The organism is Microbacterium sp. NPDC055455, from assembly GCF_053619935.1.
The window spans coordinates 939,686-963,998 of sequence record NZ_JBSHLB010000001.1 but is presented as its reverse complement, the minus strand read 5'-3'; the positions used below and the strand labels follow the sequence as shown (position 1 = coordinate 963,998).

At 73.4% G+C, this 24,313-nt stretch carries 22 protein-coding genes; 9 read left to right on the top strand and 13 right to left on the bottom strand.

All coding sequences use genetic code 11. The features are described from left to right. Positions 1-94: 94 nt before the first annotated feature. Positions 95-703, top strand: coding sequence for a hypothetical protein (locus ACWGUG_RS04290; RefSeq protein WP_378879828.1), 609 nt, complete (start codon positions 95-97; stop codon positions 701-703). Then, entirely contained in the window at positions 700-930 is a 231-nt protein-coding gene (locus ACWGUG_RS04285; RefSeq protein ID WP_336393762.1) for a helix-turn-helix domain-containing protein, read from the top strand. Before ACWGUG_RS04290 ends, ACWGUG_RS04285 begins: the two co-directional genes overlap by 4 nt. 46 nt (positions 931-976) lie before the next feature. On the opposite strand, the gene ACWGUG_RS04280 is transcribed toward ACWGUG_RS04285, so the two are convergent. The 4 genes from ACWGUG_RS04280 to ACWGUG_RS04265 all read right to left on the bottom strand — a co-directional run bounded on the left by ACWGUG_RS04280 (position 977) and on the right by ACWGUG_RS04265 (position 4,701). Then, complete coding sequence (locus ACWGUG_RS04280; RefSeq protein ID WP_378879823.1) at positions 977-1,663, bottom strand: hypothetical protein; 687 nt, start codon at positions 1,661-1,663, stop codon at positions 977-979. A gap of 165 nt (positions 1,664-1,828) precedes the next feature. Further along, positions 1,829-2,851, bottom strand: a complete 1,023-nt coding sequence (locus ACWGUG_RS04275) for a MauE/DoxX family redox-associated membrane protein (RefSeq protein WP_452323925.1) — start codon at positions 2,849-2,851, stop codon at positions 1,829-1,831. A 9-nt stretch (positions 2,852-2,860) separates the two neighbouring features. Further along, the gene (locus ACWGUG_RS04270; RefSeq protein WP_452323924.1) at positions 2,861-4,045 is read right to left on the bottom strand and encodes a glycosyltransferase family 4 protein; all 1,185 of its coding nucleotides are present in this window, start codon (positions 4,043-4,045) and stop codon (positions 2,861-2,863) included. Beyond that, positions 4,042-4,701 carry an arsenate reductase/protein-tyrosine-phosphatase family protein gene (locus ACWGUG_RS04265; protein WP_336393766.1) on the bottom strand — a complete coding sequence of 220 codons (660 nt, stop codon included), beginning with the start codon at positions 4,699-4,701 and terminating at the stop codon, positions 4,042-4,044. The genes ACWGUG_RS04270 and ACWGUG_RS04265 overlap by 4 nt, the downstream gene beginning before the upstream one ends. Positions 4,702-4,776: 75 nt before the next feature. Between ACWGUG_RS04265 and ACWGUG_RS04260 the strand changes: the two genes are divergently transcribed. Continuing rightward, complete coding sequence (locus ACWGUG_RS04260) at positions 4,777-6,753, top strand: glycosyltransferase (RefSeq protein ID WP_452323923.1); 1,977 nt, start codon at positions 4,777-4,779, stop codon at positions 6,751-6,753. On the opposite strand, the gene ACWGUG_RS04255 is transcribed toward ACWGUG_RS04260, so the two are convergent. Beyond that, positions 6,746-7,927 (bottom strand): hypothetical protein, encoded by a 1,182-nt coding sequence (locus tag ACWGUG_RS04255; RefSeq protein ID WP_336393768.1) that lies wholly within the window; start codon positions 7,925-7,927, stop codon positions 6,746-6,748. The genes ACWGUG_RS04260 and ACWGUG_RS04255 overlap by 8 nt on opposite strands. Positions 7,928-8,019: 92 nt before the next feature. Between ACWGUG_RS04255 and ACWGUG_RS04250 the strand changes: the two genes are divergently transcribed. Genes ACWGUG_RS04250 through ACWGUG_RS04240 form a run of 3 tightly spaced genes read left to right on the top strand, consistent with a single transcriptional unit; the run spans position 8,020 to position 11,344 of the window. Next, positions 8,020-9,162, top strand: a complete 1,143-nt coding sequence (locus tag ACWGUG_RS04250) for a glycosyltransferase family 4 protein (protein WP_452323922.1) — start codon at positions 8,020-8,022, stop codon at positions 9,160-9,162. Next, positions 9,159-10,232: a glycosyltransferase family 4 protein gene (locus ACWGUG_RS04245; protein WP_336393770.1), complete on the top strand. Its 1,074-nt coding sequence runs from the start codon at positions 9,159-9,161 to the stop codon at positions 10,230-10,232. Before ACWGUG_RS04250 ends, ACWGUG_RS04245 begins: the two co-directional genes overlap by 4 nt. After that, the gene (locus ACWGUG_RS04240; RefSeq protein ID WP_452323921.1) at positions 10,229-11,344 is read left to right on the top strand and encodes a glycosyltransferase; all 1,116 of its coding nucleotides are present in this window, start codon (positions 10,229-10,231) and stop codon (positions 11,342-11,344) included. The genes ACWGUG_RS04245 and ACWGUG_RS04240 overlap by 4 nt, the downstream gene beginning before the upstream one ends. Before the next feature lie 22 nt (positions 11,345-11,366). On the opposite strand, the gene ACWGUG_RS04235 is transcribed toward ACWGUG_RS04240, so the two are convergent. Both ACWGUG_RS04235 and ACWGUG_RS04230 read right to left on the bottom strand, forming a co-directional pair. Continuing rightward, a complete protein-coding gene (locus ACWGUG_RS04235; RefSeq protein WP_452323920.1) occupies positions 11,367-12,509 on the bottom strand; it encodes a glycosyltransferase family 4 protein in 1,143 nt (380 codons plus the stop codon). Between the two features lie 154 nt (positions 12,510-12,663). Next, positions 12,664-13,278, bottom strand: a complete 615-nt coding sequence (locus tag ACWGUG_RS04230; protein WP_336393773.1) for a hypothetical protein — start codon at positions 13,276-13,278, stop codon at positions 12,664-12,666. A 300-nt stretch (positions 13,279-13,578) separates the two neighbouring features. On the opposite strand from ACWGUG_RS04230, the gene ACWGUG_RS04225 reads away from it, so the two are divergent. After that, entirely contained in the window at positions 13,579-15,390 is a 1,812-nt protein-coding gene (locus tag ACWGUG_RS04225) for an ABC transporter ATP-binding protein (RefSeq protein ID WP_378879796.1), read from the top strand. A gap of 3 nt (positions 15,391-15,393) precedes the next feature. On the opposite strand, the gene ACWGUG_RS04220 is transcribed toward ACWGUG_RS04225, so the two are convergent. Together ACWGUG_RS04220 and ACWGUG_RS04215 are read right to left on the bottom strand one after the other, a co-directional pair. Next, positions 15,394-16,245 (bottom strand): glycosyltransferase family protein, encoded by an 852-nt coding sequence (locus ACWGUG_RS04220; protein ID WP_378879794.1) that lies wholly within the window; start codon positions 16,243-16,245, stop codon positions 15,394-15,396. After that, a complete protein-coding gene (locus tag ACWGUG_RS04215) occupies positions 16,242-17,195 on the bottom strand; it encodes a glycosyltransferase family 2 protein (protein ID WP_452323919.1) in 954 nt (317 codons plus the stop codon). The genes ACWGUG_RS04220 and ACWGUG_RS04215 overlap by 4 nt, the downstream gene beginning before the upstream one ends. Positions 17,196-17,361: 166 nt before the next feature. Between ACWGUG_RS04215 and ACWGUG_RS04210 the strand changes: the two genes are divergently transcribed. After that, positions 17,362-18,375 (top strand): glycosyltransferase, encoded by a 1,014-nt coding sequence (locus ACWGUG_RS04210; protein WP_452323918.1) that lies wholly within the window; start codon positions 17,362-17,364, stop codon positions 18,373-18,375. Between the two features lie 8 nt (positions 18,376-18,383). Next, positions 18,384-19,214 (top strand): hypothetical protein, encoded by an 831-nt coding sequence (locus ACWGUG_RS04205; RefSeq protein ID WP_452323917.1) that lies wholly within the window; start codon positions 18,384-18,386, stop codon positions 19,212-19,214. 6 nt (positions 19,215-19,220) lie between these two features. Here the strand turns inward: ACWGUG_RS04205 and ACWGUG_RS04200 are convergent, their stop codons facing one another. Genes ACWGUG_RS04200 through ACWGUG_RS04185 form a run of 4 tightly spaced genes read right to left on the bottom strand, consistent with a single transcriptional unit; the run spans position 19,221 to position 24,313 of the window. Next, entirely contained in the window at positions 19,221-20,111 is an 891-nt protein-coding gene (locus ACWGUG_RS04200; RefSeq protein ID WP_336393779.1) for a polysaccharide pyruvyl transferase family protein, read from the bottom strand. Next, the gene (locus ACWGUG_RS04195; protein WP_452323916.1) at positions 20,108-21,274 is read right to left on the bottom strand and encodes a glycosyltransferase family 4 protein; all 1,167 of its coding nucleotides are present in this window, start codon (positions 21,272-21,274) and stop codon (positions 20,108-20,110) included. The genes ACWGUG_RS04200 and ACWGUG_RS04195 overlap by 4 nt, the downstream gene beginning before the upstream one ends. Before the next feature lie 8 nt (positions 21,275-21,282). Next, positions 21,283-22,947, bottom strand: a complete 1,665-nt coding sequence (locus ACWGUG_RS04190) for a polysaccharide biosynthesis tyrosine autokinase (RefSeq protein ID WP_336393781.1) — start codon at positions 22,945-22,947, stop codon at positions 21,283-21,285. Then, complete coding sequence (locus tag ACWGUG_RS04185; protein WP_378879781.1) at positions 22,934-24,313, bottom strand: O-antigen ligase family protein; 1,380 nt, start codon at positions 24,311-24,313, stop codon at positions 22,934-22,936. Before ACWGUG_RS04185 ends, ACWGUG_RS04190 begins: the two co-directional genes overlap by 14 nt.

Below are 24,313 nucleotides of genomic sequence, written 5' to 3'. Positions count from 1 at the left end.
CCGTGCCGGCTCGCCGGTTGCGGCGAGCGGCGCACATACCGTATCGTTTTTCGATAACAACGTTTATCGATATGAGCATGGGAGAACGATCGAGATGACGGACACCAGGATGCCCACCAGGAGCGATCGCGTCGGGATCTACCTCTCCGTCGCCATCGGGGCGGTCGCGATCGGCTTCACGGCCTGGCACGCGATCGCCCGGCTGGCGGAGGTGGCGCGCGGGACCGACATCCCCGTGCTCGTCCCGTTCCTGGGCGAGACCGCCGACCTTCCCATCGGCCCCGACGGAGCGCCGGTGCAGGTCGCCGTCGAGCAGGCGACCGTCACGGTCGCGGAGCCGGCGGCGGCCACCCTCTTCGCGCTGTGGGCCGAGCCGATCGTCATCGCGCTCGCCATCATCGCCGGCATCGTGGTCGGCGCGCTGTTCTGCCTGCGCCTCGCGCGCGGCCGCGCCTTCGAGCGCGGCACCGCGCGCCTCATCTTCCTGGGCACCGGCATCCTCGCCGTGGGCTGGTTCGTCGGCTCGATGCTCACCACGATGACGGTGAACGGCGCGCTGTCTGCCGTGAGCGACTACACGTACGACGGCGTGACCTTCTCCACCGACTTCGCGCCGCTGTTCGGCATGCTCGCGCTCGCGGCGATCGGCGCTGCCTTCCAGATCGGCGAGCGCCTGCAGCGCGAGACCGAAGGCCTCGTGTGAGCCCGGCCGAAGACGACGGGCCCACCGGGGTCCACTGCCGGCTCGACGAGCTGCTCGAGGAGCGCGGCATGACCCTCACCCGGCTCTCGGAGCTGGTCGGGGTGTCGGTCGTGAACCTGTCGGTCCTCAAGAACGACCGCGCCCGCGCCATCCGCTACTCGACGCTGTCGGCCATCTGCCGCGCGCTGGACTGCGAGATCGGCGAGCTGCTGGTGCGGACGGACTGAGTGGATTGCGGATGCCGCGGGCCGCGGCATCCGCAATCGCGCACTATCAGTCGTGGCCGACGATCGGGACGCGCACGTCGTCGAACTCGCCGCCGGTGAGGATCGCGGTGACCTCGGCGTCGTCGTCGACCCCTTCGACCTGCACCACCACCGCGCGCGGGGCCATGTCCATGGTGCACGCCTGGTCCTCGGGCGGCGTCATGAACGTGACGGTGACCTCCTGACCGGAGCCCTCGACGTTCTCGATCGCCGGCACGCAGGTCGACGACCCCCACGTGAGGATGACGAACTGCCCGTCCTTGTCGGTCCATCCTGCCGAAGGGAGGTAGTCGGTCTCGCCGCTCTGATCGAGGCCGGGGACCGGGTCGAGCTCGGCCTCGCCGTGGTAGCCGTCGCCGGTGACGAACACCTCGAGCTCGCGCGTGGTGTCGATGCCCTCGGGCAGTCCCACGACGGTCGCCCGCGCCACGAGGTCGCTCGTGCACGCGGTGTCGGCGGGAGCCTCGACGAGCTCGACCTGGAGGACGCCGTTGTCGTAGCTCACCTCGCCGGCGGAGGGCACACAGGTCGAGGAGCCCTCCGTCACGATGCCGATCATGCGGCCGCCGTCCAGCCAGGCGGCCTCGACCTCGATCTCCTCGCTGTCGGCGGGCACCGTCTCGTCCGGCTCGGGGGATTCGGTGCCGGCGGTGCTCGCGCACCCGGCGAGGAGCCCCGCGGCGAGGAGTGTCATGCCTGCGACGGAAGCAAGACGGCGGATCATGGGCGCACCTTTCGACGGGACGGATGCCGCGACCGCAGCACCCGTCACTGGTGACAGTGTCGCGACCCGGCCGGTCGTCTCACGCCAGGATGCCATGAACGTCCCCGCGGGACGAGGGCCGCCGCCGCGCGATGCTCACGCGATGTGGGATCGAGACGGCCGTACGCCGTGGAGGCTCTCGTACACGTCGTCGACGAAGTCCTCGATCTCGCGCACCCCCGTGACGGGACCGCCCGCCAGCAGGCCGTCGATGCCGAACAGCACCGCCGAGGGCACTCTCCAGTCCTCGATCGAGCCGCTGATGAAGTGCTCGGGGTCGTGCAGAGACTGCGGCTCGGTGAGCTCGCTCAGGCGTCCGCTGTCGTGCGGGTGGGTGAACATGAGGCGGACGTCGAGCTCGGGCAGCAGCGTGCGGTAATCGGGCGCCTGCTCGATCACGACGCTGCACGAGCCGCACGTGGACGAGACTGCCAGCATCAGCATGGGCTTCGTGCGCGTCAGCTCGCGGAGGTTGACGCGGGTGCCGTCGGCGAGCGAGACGGGTACGGCGGGCGTGCGGGTGCGGATGTAGTCCAGTTCGCCGCCGGCGTCGACCTGTTCGGCGGCTGCCGGCTCTGCCGCGGGCGAGACCGGCTCGGCCTGGGGTGCGTCGGGCCAGAGCACGAGCGCGGCGGTCACCGCCGCCGCGGCCGCGGCGATCAGGGTGCCCCACCAGCCCGAGACGGCGAGCGCGAGCGCCCCGCCCAGCAGAGGTGCCGTCCAGATGACGGCGGCGGTGGCGAGCGCGAGCGCCAGCAGCCAGCTGTTGCGGATGATCGTGACCCGGGTGATCCGGCGTCGCGAGCCGAAGCACGCGCAGGACGCGTCGTCGGAACGGCCCTTCGCCTGCACCACCAGCCACAGATAGGCGGCCATCAGGACGACGGCCACGATGGCGGCGAGGAGGCCCAGCCACCCCCCGAGCAGTGCGAGCGCGGCGCCGAGCGCGATCTCACCCCACGGATGGAACGAGAGCAGCCACTGTCTGCGGAACGCCTTCGGCACGCCCAGTTCGGCCCAGCCCACCAGGTCGTCGGGCGCGCGCAGCTTCGCCACGGCGCTGGCCACGAGCACGCCGGCGAGGATCACAGGAAGGGTGGCGGCGAGGGCAGCGATCACACGCTGATGCTACTCGCGCGGCAACCGGGTGCGGCGACGGCCCGCACCCTCTTCGCGCCGGCGTACGACCTCTGCGTAGAACCGCGCGTGAGCGGCCGCGACATCGGCGTCGGTCAGCAGGCCCGCGGTCGCCCCGGCGGCGGCGCGCAGGCGGTCGCGGAGCTCGGGCTCGTCGGCGAGACGGCGCAGCGCCGCCGCGAGCGCAGCAGGGTCGCGAGGACGCACCCGCAGCCCGTTGACGCCGTCGTCGACCCACTCCACGGGTCCGCCCTCGTCCGCCACCACCACGGCCTTCCCGGCGGCCAGGTACTGCAGCACGTTCTGGCCGAGGGGCTCGGGGCGCGTGGAGTACTGCACCGCGATGTCCCAGCGCGCGAGCAGGGCGTCCACCGCGTCGACGTGGCCGAGCAGCTCGACGCGATCGTCGACGCCGAGACGCTCCGCCTGTGCGCGAAGCTCCGCGGCGTACCGCTCGTGCCCGAACGGTGCGGAGCCGGCGATCTCGAGGACGGCGTCGTCGGGGAAGGCGGCGGCGAACGCCTCGATCAGCAGCGCCTGCCCCTTCCACGGGTCGATGCGCGCCAGCATCCCGATGCGGAGCGGGCCGGGCTCGCGCCCGTCCGCGGACGCCGACGCGGCGCGCAGCCCCGAGGCGCTCGGGATGACGGCGGTGCCGGTGCCCTCGCGCAGGAACGGCGACGCCGTCCGCAGCGTCAGCCGCGAGTTGGCGATCACGCCGTCGGCACGCGGCAGCACCAGGCGGCTCATCAGCCGGAAGCCGACGCCGCCGAGCGCGGTGGGATCGACCGTGTCGCGCAGGTGCACGACGAAGGGCGTGCGCGAGCCCCGCACCGCCAGCGCTCCGTACGCCGCAGCCCGGGCGCTGTTGGCATCGACCAGGTCGGCGCCGCGGAAGGCGCGGTGGGTGCGGGTCGCGGCGGCCTGGACGATCAGGCGCCAGGCGGCACCGAGGATTGCGCCCGTCCGCCCGGAGGAGACGCCCGCCGGCTGCCGGATGCCGCTCGTCCCACGCGCGACCACCCCGTCCAGCGGATCGAAGACAGAGCCGTCGGTGGGCGGCGTGAGCACGAACGGCCGCCAGCCCGGCCGGGCCGACAGCATGCGCACCAGCGCCAGCTCTGCGCCGCCCGCCGCCGCGGTGTGATCGAGGTGGAGCACGCGCAGAGAGGTCACGGGGCGGCCGGGTCCCTCGTCGCGGGAGGCGCCGGCGCGAAGGGCATCCCCTCTCCGGTCGTCGCGACGGCGGCATACCGCTCGACGTCGCCGGCCGGCATCCCGTAGAGCAGGTGCGCCAGCCGCGCCAGCGCGGGCACCTCCTGCGCGACCATCGCGGCGTACGCCTCGTCGCCACGGCCTTCGGGATCGACGATGTCGTCGTCGCCGGGTGAGCGGTGGTCGGCGAGGCGCCCCACCGCGTCGCGCAGGTCCTGCACCGAGGAGGGGGACGCCGGATCGAGGGATGCCGCGATCCGGCCCGCCTCGCGCATCGTGAACGTGCGGCGCGCCGCCGAGGGCTCCCGCTGCAGGACGGTGTCGCGCAGGCGCCGCGACGCGGTGAGAATCAGGTCGGCCCCTCTGAGGTCGGCGTCCGTGAGACGCCGGGCGGTATGGCTCGAGCCGTCAGCGCCCAGCGCCGCGGCGATCCGCTGGGCCCGCTCGCCCATGGGGACCCCGGCCGGGGCGACGACCCCCGCGCTCATGGCGCGCACGTGCGGCGCCAGCGGCGACGGCAGGTACCACGTCGCCCAGCGCCGCAGGAGCGCCTCGGCGAGGGGCGAACGATGGAGGTTTCCTGCGCAGACCGCCAGTACGACGAAGTCATCGGCCAATCGGGCACCTCACTATCCCGGTCCAGAAGCATCCGGACATAGGGTTGCCTGGGCAAGCATACTAGGAGGCCTTCCGTGCGCGTCCTGCGAATCTCGCACAGCGCCGCCGTCGCCGACTGGCGCGGCCGGGAGCGCAGCCTGCGCGCCCTCGGCATGACGGTGACGCTGCTGAGCGCGCGGCGATGGCATGCCGGCGGCGCCGAGACGCAGCTCACCGCCGGAGCCGACGAGCATGCGGTCCCGGTCGACACCTGGGGGCGGCATCCGGCGCTCTTCGTCTACGACCCGCGTCCGCTGTGGCGGGCGCTGGCCGAGGAGTACGACGTCATCGACGTGCACGAGGAGCCCTTCGCGCTCGCGACGGCAGAGGTGCTGCTGCTGCGGTGGCTGCGGCGCAACAAGGCACCGGTGGTGCTCTACACCGCCCAGAACATCCTGAAGCGCTACCCGCCGCCGTTCCGCTGGCTGGAGAGATACGCGCTGCGGCATGCGAGCGGCATCTCGGCGTGCAACGCGGCCGCGGCGCGCATCGCGGAGGGCAAGGGATTCGCGGGCCGCGCCAGGGTGATCCCGCTCGGCGTCGACCTCGACCGCTATACCCCGCGGCCGTCGGCGCCGCCCACGGACGATCCGGTCACGGTCGGGTTCCTCGGTCGTCTCGTGCCCGAGAAGGGCCTGCACGTCCTGCTCGACGCCGCGACGCACGACCCCCGGCTGCGGCTGCGGATCGCCGGTGCCGGTCCGCTCGCGGAGCAGCTCGGCGCCGACGCCGCCGCCCGCGGCCTCGGCGAGCGCGTCGAGCTCCTCGGCCCGCTCGACCCCGAGGCCGTCCCCGCGTTCTACACCGGGCTGGACGTGCTGGCGGTTCCGTCCCTCCCGAGTCCTGGCTGGACCGAGCAGTTCGGCCGCGTCGCCGTCGAGGCGATGGCCTCGGGAGTCCCCGTCGTCTCCAGCGACGCCGGCGCCCTCCCCGAGGTCGTCGGCGGGGCGGGGCTCGTGGTGCCCGCGGGCGACGCGGCCGCTCTCGCGAGCGCCCTCATCGAGGCGGCGACCGCACGCGCGCCCGAGCTCCGGGCGGCCGGGCTGACGCGCGCTGCGGAGTGCTCGTGGGATGCCGTTGCCGGCGCCTACGCCGACCTCTACGGCAGCATCACCAGCCGCGGCGCCCACGCAGCGCCCGGCGGCGCTGCTCGTGCGCCGCGCGCGCTCGAGATCGCGGTGGTCGCCTATGGCGCCCCGGACCTCCTCCGCAGGGCGCTGGAGCCGGTGCGCGATCTTCCTGTCACCGTGGTCGACAACTCGTCGCTGCCCGAGATCGCGGCGCTGTGCGGCGAGCTCGGCGTGCGCTACCTCGATCCCGGTCGCAACGGAGGGTTCGCGGCGGGTGTGAACGTCGCGCTCGGCGACCGGATGGTGGCGGGAGCGGACATGCTGCTGCTGAATCCGGATGCCGTCATCTCGGCGGACGCGATCGCCGCGCTGCACGCCGGTCTGGCGGCCGACCCCGGCCTCGCGTCGGTGGCGCCGGCGCAGACGGATGAGCGTGGTCGCCCCGCCCGGGTCGCGTGGCCGTTCCCCACCCCGCTCAACGCGTGGCTGGAAGCGGCCGGGCTGGGAAGGTGGCAGCGCGGGGCGCGCTACGTGATCGGCTCGGTGCTGCTGCTGCGCGCGGAGGCGCTGGATCAGGTCGGCGGTTTCGACGAGCGGTTCTTCCTGTACGCGGAGGAGACCGACTGGGCCTACCGCGCGCACCTGCTCGGCTGGCGGCACGCCCTCGTCGACGAGGTGCGCGCGGTGCATGCGGGCGCCGCGACGAGCACGGACCCCCGGCGTCGCGAGGCGCACTTCTTCGCCTCGCAGGAACGGTTCTACCGCAAGCACTTCGGCCCGGTCGGCTGGCAGGCGGCGAGGGCCGCGATCTGGCTCGGGGCGATGGCGCGCTCGGTCGCGCTGCGCGGCGATCGCCGTGCGGCCGCCCGGCGACGGGCCGCGGCCTTCCGGCGTGGCCCCGTCCGCGTCGAGGCCCGCCTCGGCGCGGCATCCGTCACCTGAACAGCCGGTTCGCCAGGCCCGGCCGCCGACGGGCCCGCACGGCGACCGCCCGCAGCGGCCTGATGCTGCGCAGCGCGCGTCGCGCGCGCTGGTACCGCAGCAGCGTGAGGATGTAGCGGATCGCCTCGTCGTCGCCCTCGAGCCGGGCCAGCCGGAGCATCTCGCGCCAGTACGACATGTTGTGCGACGGCATCCGCACCCGGGTCGGCGGCACCGAGAAGGGCTCGTCGAAGCAGGCCGGCCGCCGGACGCCGGCGATGTGGAGGGCCCAGTACGTCCGCACACACTTCTCGCAGCGTCCGCAGTTGCGCGACAGCCGCTCTCCCTGCCAGCACACCCGCAGCAGGGCCAGGACGTCCGGCTCGGTGGCGACCACCTTCGCCTTGGCGGTGCGGCTCAGCGCCGCTCCGTCGTGAGAGATCCGCATCGTACCCGACGACAGGAACTGATCGGTCACCGGATTCGACCCCCACGGGACCACCAGGCGGAAGTACGGCGCGCTGCTGCCGATGAGCCCGACGCCGAACTCCGGGGCGAAGAGCTGCAGGGCGGCCGCGATCGCCAGGCCGTGCACCATCTCCCAGTCCTGGCCGAGGTCCCGCAGATTCGTCGAGACGGTGCGCAGCTCCAGTCCCAGCGCCTCCGCGGCGCGGCCGGCTCGAAGGCTCGCCCCCTCGAACTCGGCGGCCCGGTCCAGCGCGACGTCGAACCCGTGAACGAGCAGCAGCGCGCCCAGCGGCTCGGTGCGCCACCCGGCCAGGCCGCGCGTGTGCCGGATCGCGGTGCATGAGGAGTCCAGGCCGCCGGAGTAGGCGGCGATGGCGCGCGCGGAGCGATCCGGCTCGGCGTCCACCACCTCGTCGACCGTGAAGGTGACCGTGTCGTACACGTCGGGCAGCCAGGAGTGCAGCGCCGCCTGCCACTCGTCGAGGTTGCTCAGCAGCGTCCGGCTCACCGCGCCGTGCACGTGCACCGCACCGCCGCGGGCCATCCAGTGCAGGAGCGAGCCCAGCACGTACACGTCCGCCAGACGCGCGTCGAGCGGCCGGCCGTCGAGCTCGCGGAACCACAGCGTGAACGGTGATCCGCCGCTCTCGAGGGTCGCCGAGCGGAACCCGGTGAGCGCCTGACTCTCATCCGGGAGGATGTGCCCCTGCACGGTCGCGTCCGCCATGCCGTTCCCCTTCGAACCGAACCCCGCCCTGAGACTACAACCGGCCCCATCCGGGACGTCGCACGGCGCGGGGGCCGTCGGTACAGTGAAGCGTGGTCCACATCGTCCAGCTCGCGCCCTTCATCGGGCCGGGAGCGGGCGTTCCGGGGGTCGCTCACAATCTCGACCGCCAGTTCCGGACGCTCGGCCATCAGGTCGAGAGCTTCACGTTCGCCACCGCCCGCCGCGGCAGACCGGATCCGTTCCGCGCCCGGGGGCGCTGGAGCGCTCGGGCGCTGCAGTCGTGGCGCACGCTCTGGTTCAGCACGGTCGGCACCCGCAGGGCGCGGGCGTTCCTCGCCGCGCGCCCCGACGCCGTCTCGCTCTGCCACAGCAAGGTGGTCGCGGGCGACGTCTACGTCAACCACGGCATCCTGCTCGCCGCCATGCACGCCCACGGATCGGGGATCGGCGGCTTCGTGCGCGACCCCACCCACCTGTTCAGCTTCGTCCGCGACCGCGCGCGGCTGCGCTCGGACACCCATCGCGTGGTCGTGTGCCTGACCGAGGACGAGGTCTCGACCCTCACCCGCACGTTCGGGCGGGTGCGCCCCCGCACCGTCGTGATCCCCAACGGCGTGGATCTGGAGCGGTTCCGTCCGCCGACCCCGCAGGAGCGCCGGGCCGCCCGCGAGCGGCTCCGGCTGGACGCCGAGCACCGTGTGGCGCTGTTCGTCGGGCACGAGTTCGAGCGCAAGGGCCTCCGGCTGGCGATTGAGGCGCTCGTGCACGCCACGACCGTGCTGCTGCTCGTCGTCGGCGGCACCCGCTCGATGGTCGCGCGGGCCCAGCGCGAGGCGGACGAGCTGGGGGTGGCCGACCGCGTTCTGCTGCTCGGCCAGCAGTCCAACCTCGCGCCGTACCTCGCCGCCGCGGATCTGTTCGTGCTCCCCAGCTCGTACGAGTCGAGCGGCCTGGTGTTCCTCGAGGCGCTCGCCAGCGGCCTGCCGGTCGTCGCGACACGCGTGGGGATCGCGCCCGAAGTCGTCGAGGACGGCCGAAACGGCTGGCTCGTCGACCGGGATCCGCTCGAACTCGCGCGGCGGCTGGAGCAGGTGGCCGCCGCCGAGCCGGGGAGCTTCACGGCGGCCGCCCGCCGCAGTGCCGAGCCGTTCGGCTGGCGCGCGATCGCGGAGCGGTACGTCGCACTGCTCGAGGACGTGCGCGCCGAGCGGGATGCCGAGGCGGCGCGATGACCGACCGCCCGCTGCAGATCCTCCACGTGGTGCGCACCCGCAGCTTCGCCGGCGTGGAGCAGTTCGTGCGGCGCCTCGCGATCGCCCAGGCCGGCGCCGGGCATCGCGTCGCGGTGATCGGGGGCGACCCCGCGCAGATGGCCCTCGCGCTGCACGCCGCGGGCGTCGGCTTCACGGCGTCGGGAAGCGGCATCCGCGACATCCTCCTCATCCGCCGCAGCGCGCGGGGCGCCGATGTCGTCGCGACGCACATGACCGCGGCGGATGCCGCCGCCGCGACAGCCCTCCTCGGCCGGGATGCTGCCCTCGTCGCGACCCGCCACTTCACGCGGCGACGCGGCAGTCGCGCCCCCCGGCCGGTGTATCCGGCGATCGAACGCCGCATCGACGCCGAGATCGCGATCAGCGAGGCCGTCGCGCGCTCGATCGGGATCCCGAGCACCGTGGTGCACTCGGGTGTCGCGGATGCCGCGGCGCCGGCTGACGCCACGCGATCCCGCACGGTCCTCATGGCGCAGCGGCTGCAGCCCGAGAAGCGCACGCGGATCGGCCTCGCGGCCTTCGCCGCGTCGGGCCTGGCGGACGACGGGTGGCGCCTGCAGATCGCCGGCGCGGGACCGGAGCTGGCGCTGCTCGAGGAGGATGCGGCGTCGCTCGGCGTGGACGGTGCGGTCGACCTCCTGGGATTCCGGGACGACGTCGCACAGCTCTATCGGCGGGCCGGGCTGTTCCTGGCCCCCTGTCCGGTCGAAGGCCTCGGGCTGTCGCTGCTGGAGGCGATGGCGACGGGGCTTCCCGCGGTGGCCGCGGACGCGGGCGGGCATTCCGAGATCCTCGCAGGTCTCGATCCGCGCGCGCTGTTCCCGCCGGACGACATCGCCGCCGCGGCGCGGTCGCTGCGTGACCTCGCCGACGACGAGGCCGCGCGGGCGGCCCTGGGTGCCGCCGGACGCGAGCGGCAGCGCGCCGAGTTCTCGATCGCCGCGCAGCTCGCCGGCACGGATGCCGTGTACCGTCGCGCGATCGCCGCGCGGCGGGGCGGCGACGCGGAGCGGCGGCAGCGCCGATGACCGACCTCGTGGTGGTGTCGCTGGAAGCATGGGACGAGGTGTGGCGCCGCAACCAGCACCTGGTCTCGCGCCTGCTCGACGGTGACCCCGCACTGCGCGTGCTGTTCGTCGAGCCGCCCGCGGATCCCCTCCACGACCTCGCGTCGCGGCGCCGGCCCTCGCGCCCGTTCGGCCCCCGCGCGGCCGGCTACGACGGGCGTCTGCTGCGCGTGCGACCTCTGAAGGCGCTGCCGCGACGACTGGACCGGCGCGCCGATCAGCGCCTCGCGCGCACCGTGCACCGGGCCGCCGGGACGGCGGGGATGCGGCGCCCGCTGCTGTGGCTCAACGATCCGCGCGCCGCCGACCTCGCCCGGGCGACCGGCTGGCCGACGCTCTACGACCTGACCGACGACTGGCTGGCCGCCGAGCGGCCGGGGGCGGAGCTGGACCGCATCCGCCGCGGCGAGGAGTGGCTGCTGCGCAACGCCGCCGCGGTCGTCGCGTGCTCGGAGGAGCTGGTGCGACGCAAGGCATCGGCACGGGTCGGCATCGACCTCATCCCGAACGCCGTCGACGTGGCCGCGTACCGCGTGCCGCGGCCGCGACCGAGCGACCTCCCGGCCGTCGCCGCGGTCTACGTCGGCACGCTCCACCGCGACCGGCTCGACCTCGACGTGTGCGTGGCGACCGCGCGACTCGTCGCCGGCCGCGGCCGCGTCGTGCTGGTCGGCCCCGACGCCCTGGATCCCTCCGACGCCGCACGGCTGCGCGCCGCCGGTGTGCTGCTCCTCGGCCCGCGCCGGCGCGAGGACGTCGTCGCCTATCTGCAGCACGCCGACGTGCTGCTGGTGCCGCATGTCGTCAGCCCGTTCACCGACAGCCTCGACCCCATCAAGCTGTACGAGTACGCGGCGGTCGGCCGCCCGGTCGTCGCCACGCCGGTGGCCGGGTTCCGGGATGTCTCGGATTCGCGGGTGCGGCTGGCGGAGGCATCCGCGTTCCCCGCCGCGGTCGCGTCGCTGATGCCCGCGGTGAGCCGCTTCCCCGACGGGGCAGAGGGGGATGCCCCGGATTGGGACGACCGCGCTGCCGCCATGCGCTCCGTGATCGACCGGATGCCGCCGCGCTGACGCCCGGTCGGCTGCGACGCCGTCACATCCGATCGAGCACGGTCTCCAGCTGCCGCCACGACCACGACCAGTCGCGCTCCTCGGCGCGCGCGCGAGCCGCCTCGGCCAACGCCGCCCGCCGCGCGCCGTCGCCGATCAGCCCGCGCAGGGCGACGGCGAGCGCCCCCGGGTCGTCGGGCGGGACGAGGATCCCGGCATCCCCCATCGCCTCGGGAATCCCGCCGATGCGGCTGGCGATGACCGGCAGCCCGGTCGCGAGCGCCTCACCGACCGTGAGCGGCGACGGGTCGGGCCAGCGGGACGGGACCACGAAGACGTCCGCAGTGCGCAGCAGGGCGGGAAGCTCCGCGCGGGGCACGAAGGTCTGGAAGCGCACCGCGGCGGCGGACGCCTCGGCGAGCCGGCGGAGCTCCCGCTCGTGGTCGCTGAGCGGGGCATCCGCCGCGAACCCCGGTCGTCCGACGATCACCACCTCGAGGCCCGCGGCGTCCAGCCGCTGCACCGCCTGCAGGAGGACGTCGGCGCCCTTGTCGGGGATCACGCGGCCCATGAACATGACGCGGACAGCCCCCTCGTGCCGGACTCCGTCGGGCTGGAACTGCGCCGTGTCGACGCCGTTGCCGATGACGTGGACGAGCCCGTGCAGCGCGCGAGGCAGACGCTCGCGGGTACGGTCGGCGAGCGACTCGCTCACGCACACGATCGCCGCGGCGGAGCCCAGCATCCGCCCCGCCTCACGGCGCGAGTACGTGCGCAGCAGGTCGTTGTGCGCGTAGAGCACCACCCGGTGCGGCGTGTCGCGCAGCAGCCGCACGAGGATGGGGGCGTTGTGCGCGAGGACGACCGACGCCGGCTGCGCCCCCACGGCGTCGGCGATCGGTCGGTAGTACGCGGCGACAGCGGTGCGCGGCATCCCGAGGCGTCCGCGCAGCGCATCCGCGTACCGCGCGCGGCGGTCGGGGGCGCGCGCGCCGGTGTACTCGATCACATCCGCGCTGTCGTAGCGCGGATGCCACGTCGAGCGGTCCACGACGACCCGGTGTCGCGGCGCGCCGGCCTGCAGCGCCGCGCCGGCCAGCCCGTGCACCACCGTCGGGATGGCCGACCCGGTCAGCGGCGAGAAGTGGTCGCCGGGGGTGATGGCGTGGATCAGGCTGCGTTCCACTGCAATCCTCCGGGCCGGTCGAAGAGCGACCACTCGAGCGTAGCGGGGCCGTTCCCGGCAGCCCGCCTGATGCGACCGTGCGGGGCTGTCGTGCGGAAACGGCTGAGGCGCCGGGAACGAGTCCCGGCGCCTCAGGCGCTGTCGTGACTGAGCCTTACGCGGGCTCGTAGAACGGCGGCGTGCAGGTCGGCGCGCCGGTCGGGAACGGGATCCGCGACGAGCACGGCGGGAACGCGTCGATGTGCACGGGGCCGGCGACGACCGGAGTGTGGTCGTTGTCGGTGAGCGTGCAGGTGCCGCCCGTCGTGTCGACGGAGTGTCCCCACGTGACCGTCAGGGTGACGTCTTCCTCGGTGTTCGCGCTGTTGTTCGAGTTCGCGTACACGAAGATCGTCACCGTGGCGCCACCCGCGATCGGCGAGCAGTACGCCGGCGAGATGCAGCGGACGTCGAAATCGAGGTCGCCCACGGTCGTGATCTCGACATCGGTGATGTAGATGATCTGATCGTCGGTGTTGGTGATCTGGATCGGGAAGGCGTACGCCTTGTCGGTGTCTAGTCCGGGACAGTTGGCGTAGACGCCGGCACAGCCCTGGTTGCTGGCACCGGGCAGCTTGCACGCCTGTCCGATCACGACGTCGGGCGGCGAGCCCGAGATCGCGAAGGCCGGAGCCGGTGCGGCGATGGCGATGGCGGGAACCGCCCACGCCATGGCCTTGGTCACGGTCCGGCGGCTGACGCCGGACTTCTGCGGTTCGAGTTCGTCCATGTTCCCCAGTCCCTCCCAGAGCTGGTGCCGCCGGATTCCGACGTCGATATTCCCCTATTTATGGCGAGGCCCTGGGCCCCCCCAGCACCAGGCTTATCCCTTCCGGCGACGGACAGACCCCATCTCCTCGCGGAAGGCGATGGGGGGATCGTATCGCATCATCCCGTTCCGCGCACACCCCATACCAGGTCATGACGCGAATTGCGCCTGCCCCACGCCGTGGCGGCCCGAGCCTGCGCCCGGTGCGCCCGGATAGGATGCGGAAGGCCTGCGATCCGAGCGCGCAGGCGGAAGGTCGTCATGACAGCCCCCGAGCCTCCCACCCGGCTGCTGCCGCAGCTGCGCTCGCTGCTGGAGCTCGCCGACGCGCGCCCGGCCGGCTGGGCGGCATCCACCGTCGGTGCATCCCTCGTCCTCGCGGTCCTCGACAGCCTCGGGATCGCGGCGATGATCCCGCTCACCCAGCTCATCGCCGGAGCCGACACCGACACCGGCGCACTGGGCTGGATCTCGGGGGTGACGGGCATGTCGACGCCGCAGGAGCTCATCCCTCTCGTCGCCGGCGCCGTCGCCGTCCTCTTCATCGGCAAGAGCGTCGCGGCGCTCCTGTTCCGCTGGTGGCTGCTCGGGCGCACGACGCGCGTCTCCGCGACGCTCTCGCGCGGGATGTTCCGGCGGTACGTGCTCGCCCCGTACGCCGACCATCGCACCCGGCGCCTCAGCGAGGTGTACCGCAACATCTCCACCAGCACGGCACAGGCCACGGGCGTGCTGCTGGCCACCATCAGCATGTGCACGGATCTGATGATGCTCATCGCCATCACCGCCGTGCTGGCGTGGACCGCGCCGGTCGTGACGATCGTGACCGTCGTGATCTTCGGGGGGTTCGTCGTCGGACTGCAGCGGATCTTCCGCAAGCGCCAATCGCAGCTCGGCGAAGTCACCAGCGAGGCGGCCCTCGAGGCCTGGCAGTACCTGATGCCGGGACTCGACGGGTTCCGCGAGGCGCGGCTCACGTCGAGCTCGGAGCGGTTCGTGGACGGCTTCTACCAGGCGCGTCTGCGAGGCGCGAACGCCAGTCGCACGATGGGCATCCTCGGCGAAGCGCCCCGCTACGTGCTCGAGATCGGCTTCGTGGTGATGATCGGCGGCGTCTCCCTCGTGCTCTTCGCCACGGGAGAGCCGGGCGATGCCCTGACGGTCCTCGGCGTCTTCGCGGCCGCGGCGGTCCGCGCCCTGCCCACCCTGAACCGCGTCAGCTCCAACATGGCGACGATCCGCACCGGCCACGTGGGACTCGAGATCGTCCTGAACTCCACGGCCGAGCTCGATCAGCGCGGCGCCCACGTCGAGACGCCGATCGACGACACTCCCTACCGGGGCGACATCGAGCTGCGGAACCTCTCCTTCCGTTACGCGGACTCCGCCACCGACGTGCTCACCGACCTGTCGCTGACGATCCGCGAGAACGCGACGACCGCCTTCGTCGGATCCAGCGGCGCCGGCAAGAGCACGCTCCTCGACCTGGTGCTGGCCCTGCAGGACCCCACGTCGGGCACCATCGAGTGCGGCGGGCGCTCGATCTTCGCCGACCGCGCCGCGTGGTACGCCGGTCTCGGCGTCGTGCCGCAGGACGTCTTCCTGGTCAACGACACGATGCGGTCGAACATCGCGTTCGGCGTCCCGGCCGATCGCATCGACGACGAGCGCATCGCCGAGGTCATCCGGATGGCGCAGCTCGGCGAGCTCATCGATACCCTCCCCGACGGCCTCGACACGGTCGTCGGTGAACGCGGTGTCCGCCTCTCCGGCGGCCAGCGCCAGCGCCTCGGGCTCGCGCGCGCGCTGTACCGCCGCCCGCGGGTGCTGGTGCTCGACGAGGCGACCTCCGCGCTCGACAACGCCACCGAGTACGAGATCGCGGAGACCCTCCGAGGCCTTCAGGGCAGTATGACGATCCTCATCGTCGCGCACCGGCTCTCCACTGTCCGGGGCGCCGACACGCTCGTCTTCCTCAAGGACGGCCACATCGAAGCCACCGGCACCTTCACCGAGGTGCGAGACGCCAGCACCGAGTTCGCCCGGCTGGTGGCGCTCGGCGAGCTGAACTGACGCCTACGGGTCGAGGCGCGCGAACGCCGGCAGCGAGGCCACCCGGTACCGCTCGAACGGCTTGCGCGCGAACGGCGCGGCCGCCGCGGTGAGGAACGGATGCCGCATCCGCCGCCGCCAGCGACCCAGCTCGCCGTCCCAGTCGCGGTCCCGCGCATGACCGGAGACGGTGCGCTTCTCTGCCATCTGGGCCTCGGTGCGCACCCAGCTCAAATGCAGGATCGACTGATCGCGGCGGATCACCCGGTGGACGGGCGTCGTCGCCGGGCGCGCGGGATCGGTGTTCCACGGCGCCACGTCGACGCGGTACACCGGCACCCCCGCCGCCTGGCGGGCATGGCTCAACGTGGTTCCGGCCCGCACCGCGACGGGGCCCGGGTAGCTCGACTGCGTCGACCAGAATCGACCGCACGTCTCCAGGAAGCGCCCCGACCGGGCGCGGGCGTAGAGCACGCGTGCGGGATACTCCACGGCCGACGCGGCGCGCCCGTCGGCCGTCTCGATCGCGGCGAGGAACGCGCCCGGGTCGGCGACGATCTCATCGGTGTCGAGCTGCAGCACCCAGTCGGCCCCCTCGGACGCGGCATCCAGCGCATCCTGCCGCTGCGCGGTCTCGGCCCACATCGCCATGAGCTCGGGGTTGCTGAAGCGGCCGGGGCGCAGGACGACCTTGCCGTCCGGGTCGGCGGCGGCGATGCGCGACAGCGACTCGGCGGTGGAGAGCGGATGCCCCGACCACGACAGGCCGTCCGCGTCGTACGAGACGACGATCCGGTCGACGAGCCCGTAGAACGAGCCGATGCTCTCGCCGATCCACGCGGGATCGCCGGCGAGCACGTACGCGTGGATCTTCACGATGCCCGCGTCTGGGCGCGCACGGCACCCACGCTCGCCACGAGGCCGGCGACGGTGCCGCCGATCCCGATCGCGGCGCGGCGGCATCCTCCCGCGACGCCCTTGAGCTTCGCGCGCCAGCTCGGCCGCTTCAGCGCGGTCACGGCGCTGCGCAGGTCGCGACCCGCGGCGCGGAGCGCGGTGCCGAGGTAGCGGCGGAAGACGGGGGCGCGGTAGCCGAGCGTCGTGGCCAGCAGCACCACGTGGTTGCGGGCGCCGTAGTACCGGTAGCGGGAGTCGAAGCGCACGCCCTTGGCGTACTGCCCGGCGACGTGCCGCACGACCGCGCGAGGTGCGAACACGACGCGCCACCCGGCGCGCCCCAGCCGCAGCGGCATGTCGGCGTCCTCGCGCAGGCAGGTGCCGGGATAGAAGTCGTGCACACCGCCGACCTTGCGTGCGGCATCCAGCCGGTAGGACATGTTCGCGCCCAGCATGTGATCCGTCTCGACGACCCGGCCGGGATCCGCGGCGAAGTAGCCCGTCAGCCGGCCGTCGGGCAGCAGGAGTCCGATCTGGCCGATGCCCTCCTCGGCCTCGTCGGGCTGCCCGTTCAGGGCACGCCCGCCCACCGCTCCGACCGTCGGGTCGTCGTAGGGGCGCAGGAGCTCCTCGAGCCACTCCGGGAAGGCGTACGCGTCATCGTCGATGAAGGCCACGACGTCGGCATCCACGCCCTCGATGCCGATCGCGCGCGACGTCGCGAGCGTGCCGGCGCCGTGGTCGTTGCGGCGGTACTCGACGCCCTCGAAGTCGGCGACCACCGCCCGCGTGAGCTCGTCGGGCGAGGCATCCACGACGATCGTCCGCGCGGGCTTCACGGTCTGAGCGGCCAGATGCTCCAGGCACGTGCGCACGTGGTCGGGTCGCCGGTAGGTGGCGACGACGACCACCGCTCGCAGGTCTGTCATTCGGCGATCTTCCCAACGCGGTCCGAGGCGACCTGATCGCCGCCGAGCACCCATTCAACTAGATTCGTGGGCGGATGCGCACCGTCCGCGTCCCCCGATCCTCCGGAGGCACCGCATCGCATCGCATCGACGCCTGAGCATCGCCACCATCGCGACCGACGCGCCGATGGGCGCGCAGGTGTACCAGGAGCAGGTGGCCGGGCGCGCACAGGCCGCGTTGGATGCCACCGCGGACGTGCCCTGGGCCGTCCGGCGCGTCATCGTGCGATCCCTGCGGTCACCGCTCGCGGGGACGCGCCGGCTCCCGCTCGCCCGGGTGACCCGCGCCGACCCCCGCGTGCGCCGCGCGATCGGCCGCTTGCTCTTCGGCGCGGACGACGTCACCCACCGGATGAACCTCGAGCTCCCGCCTGCGCCGGGCGCCGACGTCGTCACGCTGCACGACGTGGTGGCCTGGCGGTTCCCCGACGAGTCCGCCCCGGTGCCGGCCGCTCCCGAGGAGCTGCGACGGGCGGCCGCGGTCATCTGCGTCTCGGCGTTCACGGCGCAGGAGGCGCACGACCTGCTCGGCCTGTCGGACGTCCACGTCATCCCGAACGGGGTCGACGAGCGCTTCTTCGACGCCGTGCCGTTGTCGACGGGCGAGCTGACCGCGCTGGGACTGCCCGAACGGTTCGTGCTCCACGCCGGGGGCGCCGCGCAGCGCAAGAACCTCGATGCCCTCGCGGCCGCGTGGCCTGCCGTGCGGCGGGAGCGGCCGGGGCTGAGCCTGGTCCTCAGCGGGCCGCCGCACCCGCGGCGCAGCGCCCTGTTCGCGGGACTCGAGGGCACGGTCCTGGCGGGGCGCCTGGCCGACGCTGTCATGCCCCGCGTCCTGGCGAGCGCGCAGGCCGTCGTCGTCCCGTCCACGTACGAGGGGTTCGGGCTTCCCGCCCTCGAGGCGATGGCCGCCCGCGTTCCGGTGGTGGCCGCGGCGACCAGCTCGCTTCCCGAGGTCGTCGGCGACGGCGGTCTGCTGGTGGCGCCGCAGGGGCCGGCCATCGCCGACGGGCTCCTCGCAGTGACCTCGGGCGACGCCGACGTCGAGCGCATGGTCGAGGTCGCACGCGCCCGGGCCGCCGACTTCACGTGGGAGCGCTGCGTCGCCGCCCATGCCCGGGTGTGGGCCCGCGTGGGCTGAGGCATCCGATGCTCGCATTCATCACCTCGCTGCGGCACCCCCGCAACAGCGCCGATTACGCCCGCGTGGAGGCGCTCCTCGCCGAGACGCTCGCATCGGTGTCGCGCCAGACCGCCCCGTACAGCGTCTGGGTGGTCGGCAACCGGCGACCGACGCGGCTGGCACCGGACGTGCACTGGGTGCAGGTCGACTTCGAGGCCCCCAGCACCCTCGGCGGGCCGCGCACCGGAGTCGCGGCGGTGCTGCGCGACAAGGGCTCCAAGCTCGCCGCCGGACTGCTCGCCGCCCGCGAGAGCTCGCCCGATCACGTGATGTTCCTCGATGCGGACGACCTCGTCTCGCGACGCCTCGCCCAGCTCTCGGCGGAGCAGCCGGATGCCCCCGGGTGGCGGATCGAGCGCGGGTACCGCTGGGCCGCCGACCGCGGGGCCCTCCGCCGTCAGCCCGACTTCCACCGCCACTGCGGCAGCGGCTGCGTGGTCCGCACCGATCTGTACGATCTGCCGCGCGACCTGGACGCGGGGGCGTCGCAGGCGCAGCTCGAGGACCGGCTGGGCGACCGTCTCGAGCGGTGGTTCGGATCGCACCTGCATGTCGCCGACGACCTCGCCGCGGCGGGTCACCCGCTCGCGCCGGTTCCGTTCGCGGGCGCGCTGTACCGGGTCGGCACGGGCGAGAACCACTCCGGCGTCTCGCTCGGCGGGCTCGGCCGCCCCGTCTCGAAGCGACTCGCGGCGGAGTTCGGCATCGCGGCGACCCCGCCCCGCCTCGGTCCGGTCGCTCGTGCGGTGCTGCCCAGCCGGCGCGCCGTCGTGGAGCGTCTCCCCTGGCGACGCTGAGCGGCGTCAGCCGGAGAGCAGCGCACCCAGCGGGAAGCGGCGCAGCCCCGGCACCTCGTCGTCCAGCCGCCCGATCGCGCGCACCAGGCCGTCAGCGAGGTGCGTCACCGTTTCGGCATCGGCCGACCATGCGGCTCCGGCCAGCTCGGCGGGTGCCATGGCGTCGTCCCAGGCGACCTGCCGCGTGCGGCCGGGCGTCACCACCGACTCGTAGTCGCGGAACTTGAAGTCTCCGCCGCCGAGGGGCGGGTCGAGGGTCGTCCACACCGCGGGGATGCCGAAGGCGTCCGCGGTCACCAGGCCGTGCAGCGACGTCGTGACGACGACCCGGCACGCCGCGATCTCCCGCACCGTGCGGCGGGCGCTCTGATGCACGTTCACGACGCGCGAGCCGGGGGTCGCGGCCGCCACGGCGGCGAACCCCGCGTGGGAGCGATGATGGCCGTGCGGCACGAAGCCCACGTCCCATCGGGGCGCTGGTCGCCGTGTGCGGCGCGACACCAGCAGCCCGGGGTCGCCGAAAGCGGTCTCGCCGGTGGCGCCGATCAGGTCGCGGGTGAGCGCGCCGCGCACCGCCAGCACGCGCGCGTGCGGCAGCGCATGCGGCGCGTCGCTCATCAGCCCGCTCCCCCACACCACGCCATCGAACTCGGGCGGGAGGAACTCCAGGACGCTTCCGACGCCGGCGAGACGCGCGTGCTGCGGCATCCGATGCACGGGCACCACGCCGTAGGCGGGAAGGAGCCACGGCGTGAGGTCGTCGCCGAAGTTCGGGTGGCCGTCCCACCAGTACGCCGGCACGACGCGGCCGTGCCGCCACACCTCCGGGACGAGGGCCGCCTGCGCCAGCCGCCGCGCCGCGCGCAGGCGCCGCGGCCAAGGATCGTGATAGCTCACCGCTGGGCTCCCGTCTTCGCGTCGACGATCTCGTCGAACAGCGCGGCGTAGGCGCGAGCCACCGCCGGCCACGCGAACTCGCCCACGCGCGCGTGGCCCGCCGCCGCCAGACGCGTCCGCAGCGCCTCGTCGGCGACCACGCGCCGCAGCGCGCCGGCAAGCTCGGCCCGGTCCAGCGGATCGACCAGCAGCGCATCCCGCTCGTCGTGGACGAACTCGACGGCGCCGCCGCGACTCGTCATCACCAGCGCGGTGCCGGCACGCCAGGCCTCCAGCGCCACGATTCCGAACGACTCGGCGCGGCTCGGCACCACGACCGCCCGCGCGCCGGCCATGCTCTGCGCCACCGCCGCGGGGTCGAGCGCTCCGAGCAGCGTCACCCGGTCGGCGACCCCGCGCGCCGCCGCAAGAGCGACGAGGTCACCGCGCTCCGGCCCGTCGCCGCCGATGATCAGCCGGACGGCGGGGTCCAGACCGGCATCGGCGAAGGCCTCGATGAGCAGGTCGAAGCCCTTCATCCGGCCCAGGCGTCCGACCCCGAGCAGGTACGCACCGCTGAGCGGCTGCCGTCCCGACGCGGGCGGGAGCGGGTCGACGCCGTTGCGCACGATCCGGCCGTCCAGCCGGCCCAGTCCGTAGTGGCGCCGGAGATCGTCGAGCACGTAGTCCGACGGCGCCGTGACCGACGCCGCCTCCCCGATCGCCCGGCGCAGTCCGTCGCGCAGCTGGCGGGAACGCTGGAACGCCCCGCGATCGTCGGCGAGCGTCTCGCCGTGCGAGGTCACCACCAGCGGGGTCCCCGTCCTGCGGGCCAGCCGGGCACCGTACAGCCCGTTCGGCCCGAAGCACTGGATGTTCAGGAGGTCGGGGCGGAAGGCCCGGTGCGCCCCGGCCCACGCCCGGCGCGCGGCCCCGCCCTCGCGGGCGAAGCGCGCCATGGCGGCGACGGAGCGCGCGGGCAGCGGCGTCGGCAGGTGGCGGATGCGGATGCCGTCCCGGTCGACCACGCCCAGAGCCTCACCGCGATCCACGGTCCAGACCTCCGCCGTCCACCCGCTGTCGCGCAGCGCCCGCGCCACGCGATCGACGTGCGTCTCGACACCCCCGACGTACGGCGCGAACGACGACGAGATCAGCGCGACTCGGCGGGCGGCTCGCGGCATCGAGCCGGTCAGCTCCGCCCCGCGCGACGGCGCGGCTCGCCCTGCGGGGTCCCGTCGATCCCGGCGATGAACGACTCGAAGTCCTGGTTCGCCGTGTCGGCGGAGGCCGGGGAGGAGGCATCCCCCTCACCCGCGGACGCCGCCGGTGCGGCGGACTTGGCGGCTGCCGACCGCTTCTTGGACGCCGGGCGCGCCGGACCGGCCTCGGCGGCCGGCGTCTCGGCGGCGGGCGCAGCCGTCGCAGCGGGCTCGGCCGATGTGGCATCCGTCCCGCCCCGCGAGCGGGTGCCGTCGTAGCCCTTGCGGTAGTCGTAGTACGGCGACGCGTCGGCGCCCTTGAGCGGCGCGCGGTTGAGCACGATGCCCAGCAGTCGACCGGACGCCTTGGCGAGGGCGTCCTCGGCCCTGGTGACGAGGTCGTACGTCGTCTTCCCGAGCCCGACGACGAGGATCGCGCCGTCGGCCTGATGAGCCAGCACCGCGCTGTCGGTGACGGGGAGCAGCGGCGGGGCGTCGACGATGACCATGGCGTGCTGGGCGAGGTCGTTCAGGACCGTGCGCATCTTCGCCGAGCCGAGCACCTCGCTGGGGTTCGGCGGAACGCTGCCCGCGGTGAGCACGACGAGGTTCTCGGAGACCGGCGTGCGGTGCATCACGTCGATGAGGTCCGCGCGGCCGGCGAGCACGTCGGTGAGCCCGGCGCCGTCGGGCAGCCCGAAGGTCTTCGCCACGGTCGAGCGCCGCAGGTCGCCGTCGACGAGCACGACGGGCCGCCCGCTCTCGGCGAGCGCCACCGCGATGTTCGCCGCGACCATCGACTTGCCATCGCCCGGCAGCGGGCTGGTGACGACGATCGTGCGGGGCGGATCGTCGACGTCCATGAACTGCAGGTTGGTCCGCAGCGACCGGAACGCCTCCGACACCGCGAACTGGGTGCCCTTCGCGTTCGGCTCGGCGCGCGCGACGATGCGCGACTCACGGGTGAGGCCGTCGGCGATCGGGATCGTGCCGACCACCGGCGCGCCCACGCGCGCCTCGATGTCGTCGTTGATGCGGATCCTGCGGTCCGACACGGTGCGCACGAGCGCGAACGCCACGCCGAACCCGAAGCCGAGCACGCCGCCCACGACCAGCGCGGTGTTCACGTCGGGGAAGATCGGGCTCGTCGGCTTGCCGGCTGCTTCGTAGGCGACCACCGTCACGGCGGAGGAGCCGTCCGACCCGTCGCCGAGCACGTCGTCGGCGACGACGGCGAGGGAGCCGATCCACGCGGACGCCAGCTCGCTGGCCTCGTCGGGGGTGGCGGCCTGCGCGTTCACCTTGAGGATCGAGGTGCTGGTCGGGTTGGTCACCGTGATCCGGTTGATCACCGCGGCCGGAGTGGTGCTCAGTCCCAGCTCGTCGATCGCACCCTGGGCCACGCGCTCGGATTGCGCGAGGTCCAGGAACGTCGGCACCTTGGCGCGCGCCGCGGAGTCCTCCGCGACGGAGATGGTCGTGGTCGATCCGCCCTCGATGGCCACGGTCGTCTTCAGCAGGCCGCTCGCCGACCCCTCGTAGACGGGAGTCTGGATGAGCGTCCAGGCGTATCCCGTGCCGAGACCGATCAGGGTGATGAGCACGATCGCGAGCCAATGGCGCCGCAATCCGCGCATGTAGTCACGCAGTTCCATCGGCGCCTTCCCCCCACGTCTTCCCGGTCCGAGCGGGCACCGCCTGCCGGCCGCTCGGACGGATGCTCCATGCTAAGTCATCCGCCCGTCTGGCGTCCGACCCTTCTGAGGCGAGCAGCGCCTGCGCCCCGAGACAGATCCCGGCGACCACGAAGGGCACCGACACCTGAGCCGCCACCCAGAAGAGGTCGAACTGCGCCTGCACGATACGACTGAGCACCGCGGCGACCGCGAGCGTGCCGAAGACGGGATCCACCCGCCAGAGCACGACGATGAACCCCGCCCACATCACCAGGAACGCCAGGAGCCCGACCACGCCCGCGGAGGCGACCACCTCCAGCTCGGCCTGCGGCGGCTGGAAGAGCGCCCACTCATGGACGTACCAGTACCGAAGGCCGTGTCCGAAGATCGGCGAGTGCTTCCACAGCGCGTAGACCTGCTGCATCCACTCGATCCGCACGTAGAACGAGTTGAACCGGTTCCCCGTCTCGATCTGGTCGATGACCATCGAGACCACGAACCACACGGCCGGCAGCACGAGCAGCAGGATCAGCCGCGAGCGCCGCGAGGCGCCACGCCGCAGCGTCACGACGAGGACGGCGACGACCAGCCCGATGATCGCCTGCCGGGACTGGGTGAGCACGACCGCGGTCGTGAGCGTCCAGAACGCCAGCCGCGCCGCGCCGTCGGACCAGCCCGCCCAGCGCGGGTTCACCAGCGCCACCACCGCGCCGATCGCCAGGAGGTCACCCGCGGCGTTCTTGTGCATCGGCAGCGGCCACTTGGGCGCGATTCCCACGAACTGTCCCTGCGCGAATGTGAGGACGGCCGTGACGAGCACGCCGACGGCCACCACGAGCATCGCGCCGATCAGCAGCCCGAAGGCGGCGTGTGCGAGCCCGGCTCTGCCCAGCGCCCATCCCACGAGCAGTGCGCCCGAGATGAGCAGCCACGCGTGGAACCACTCCACTGTGTTCTGCGGGAACGGGTTGACGATCACCGTCAGCAGCGTCGCGAACTGGTAGACGAGGTTCAGCGCGAGGAGCTGCTTCATGGGCCGGCTCAGCGGATAGGTCCCGAACAGCACCGCCGAGCCGAACGCCGCTGCCAGCGCCACGTCGGACACCGTCAGATCGGTCCCGCCGAGTCCGACGCGCTGCACGACGATGAGGCCCGGCGTGGCCAGCAGCGCGATCGCGAGCGGGAGCCGGGGCATGAGCGAGACGCCGATCACCAGCAGACCGATGATCACGGCCGAGATCACGCCGTCGCGCAGGCCTCGATCGAGCACCAGGTAGCTGCTGAGCGCCGCTCCGAAGGCGAGCAGGACGAACCGCCACGCCGCCGGCCACCAGCGGCCGAGCAT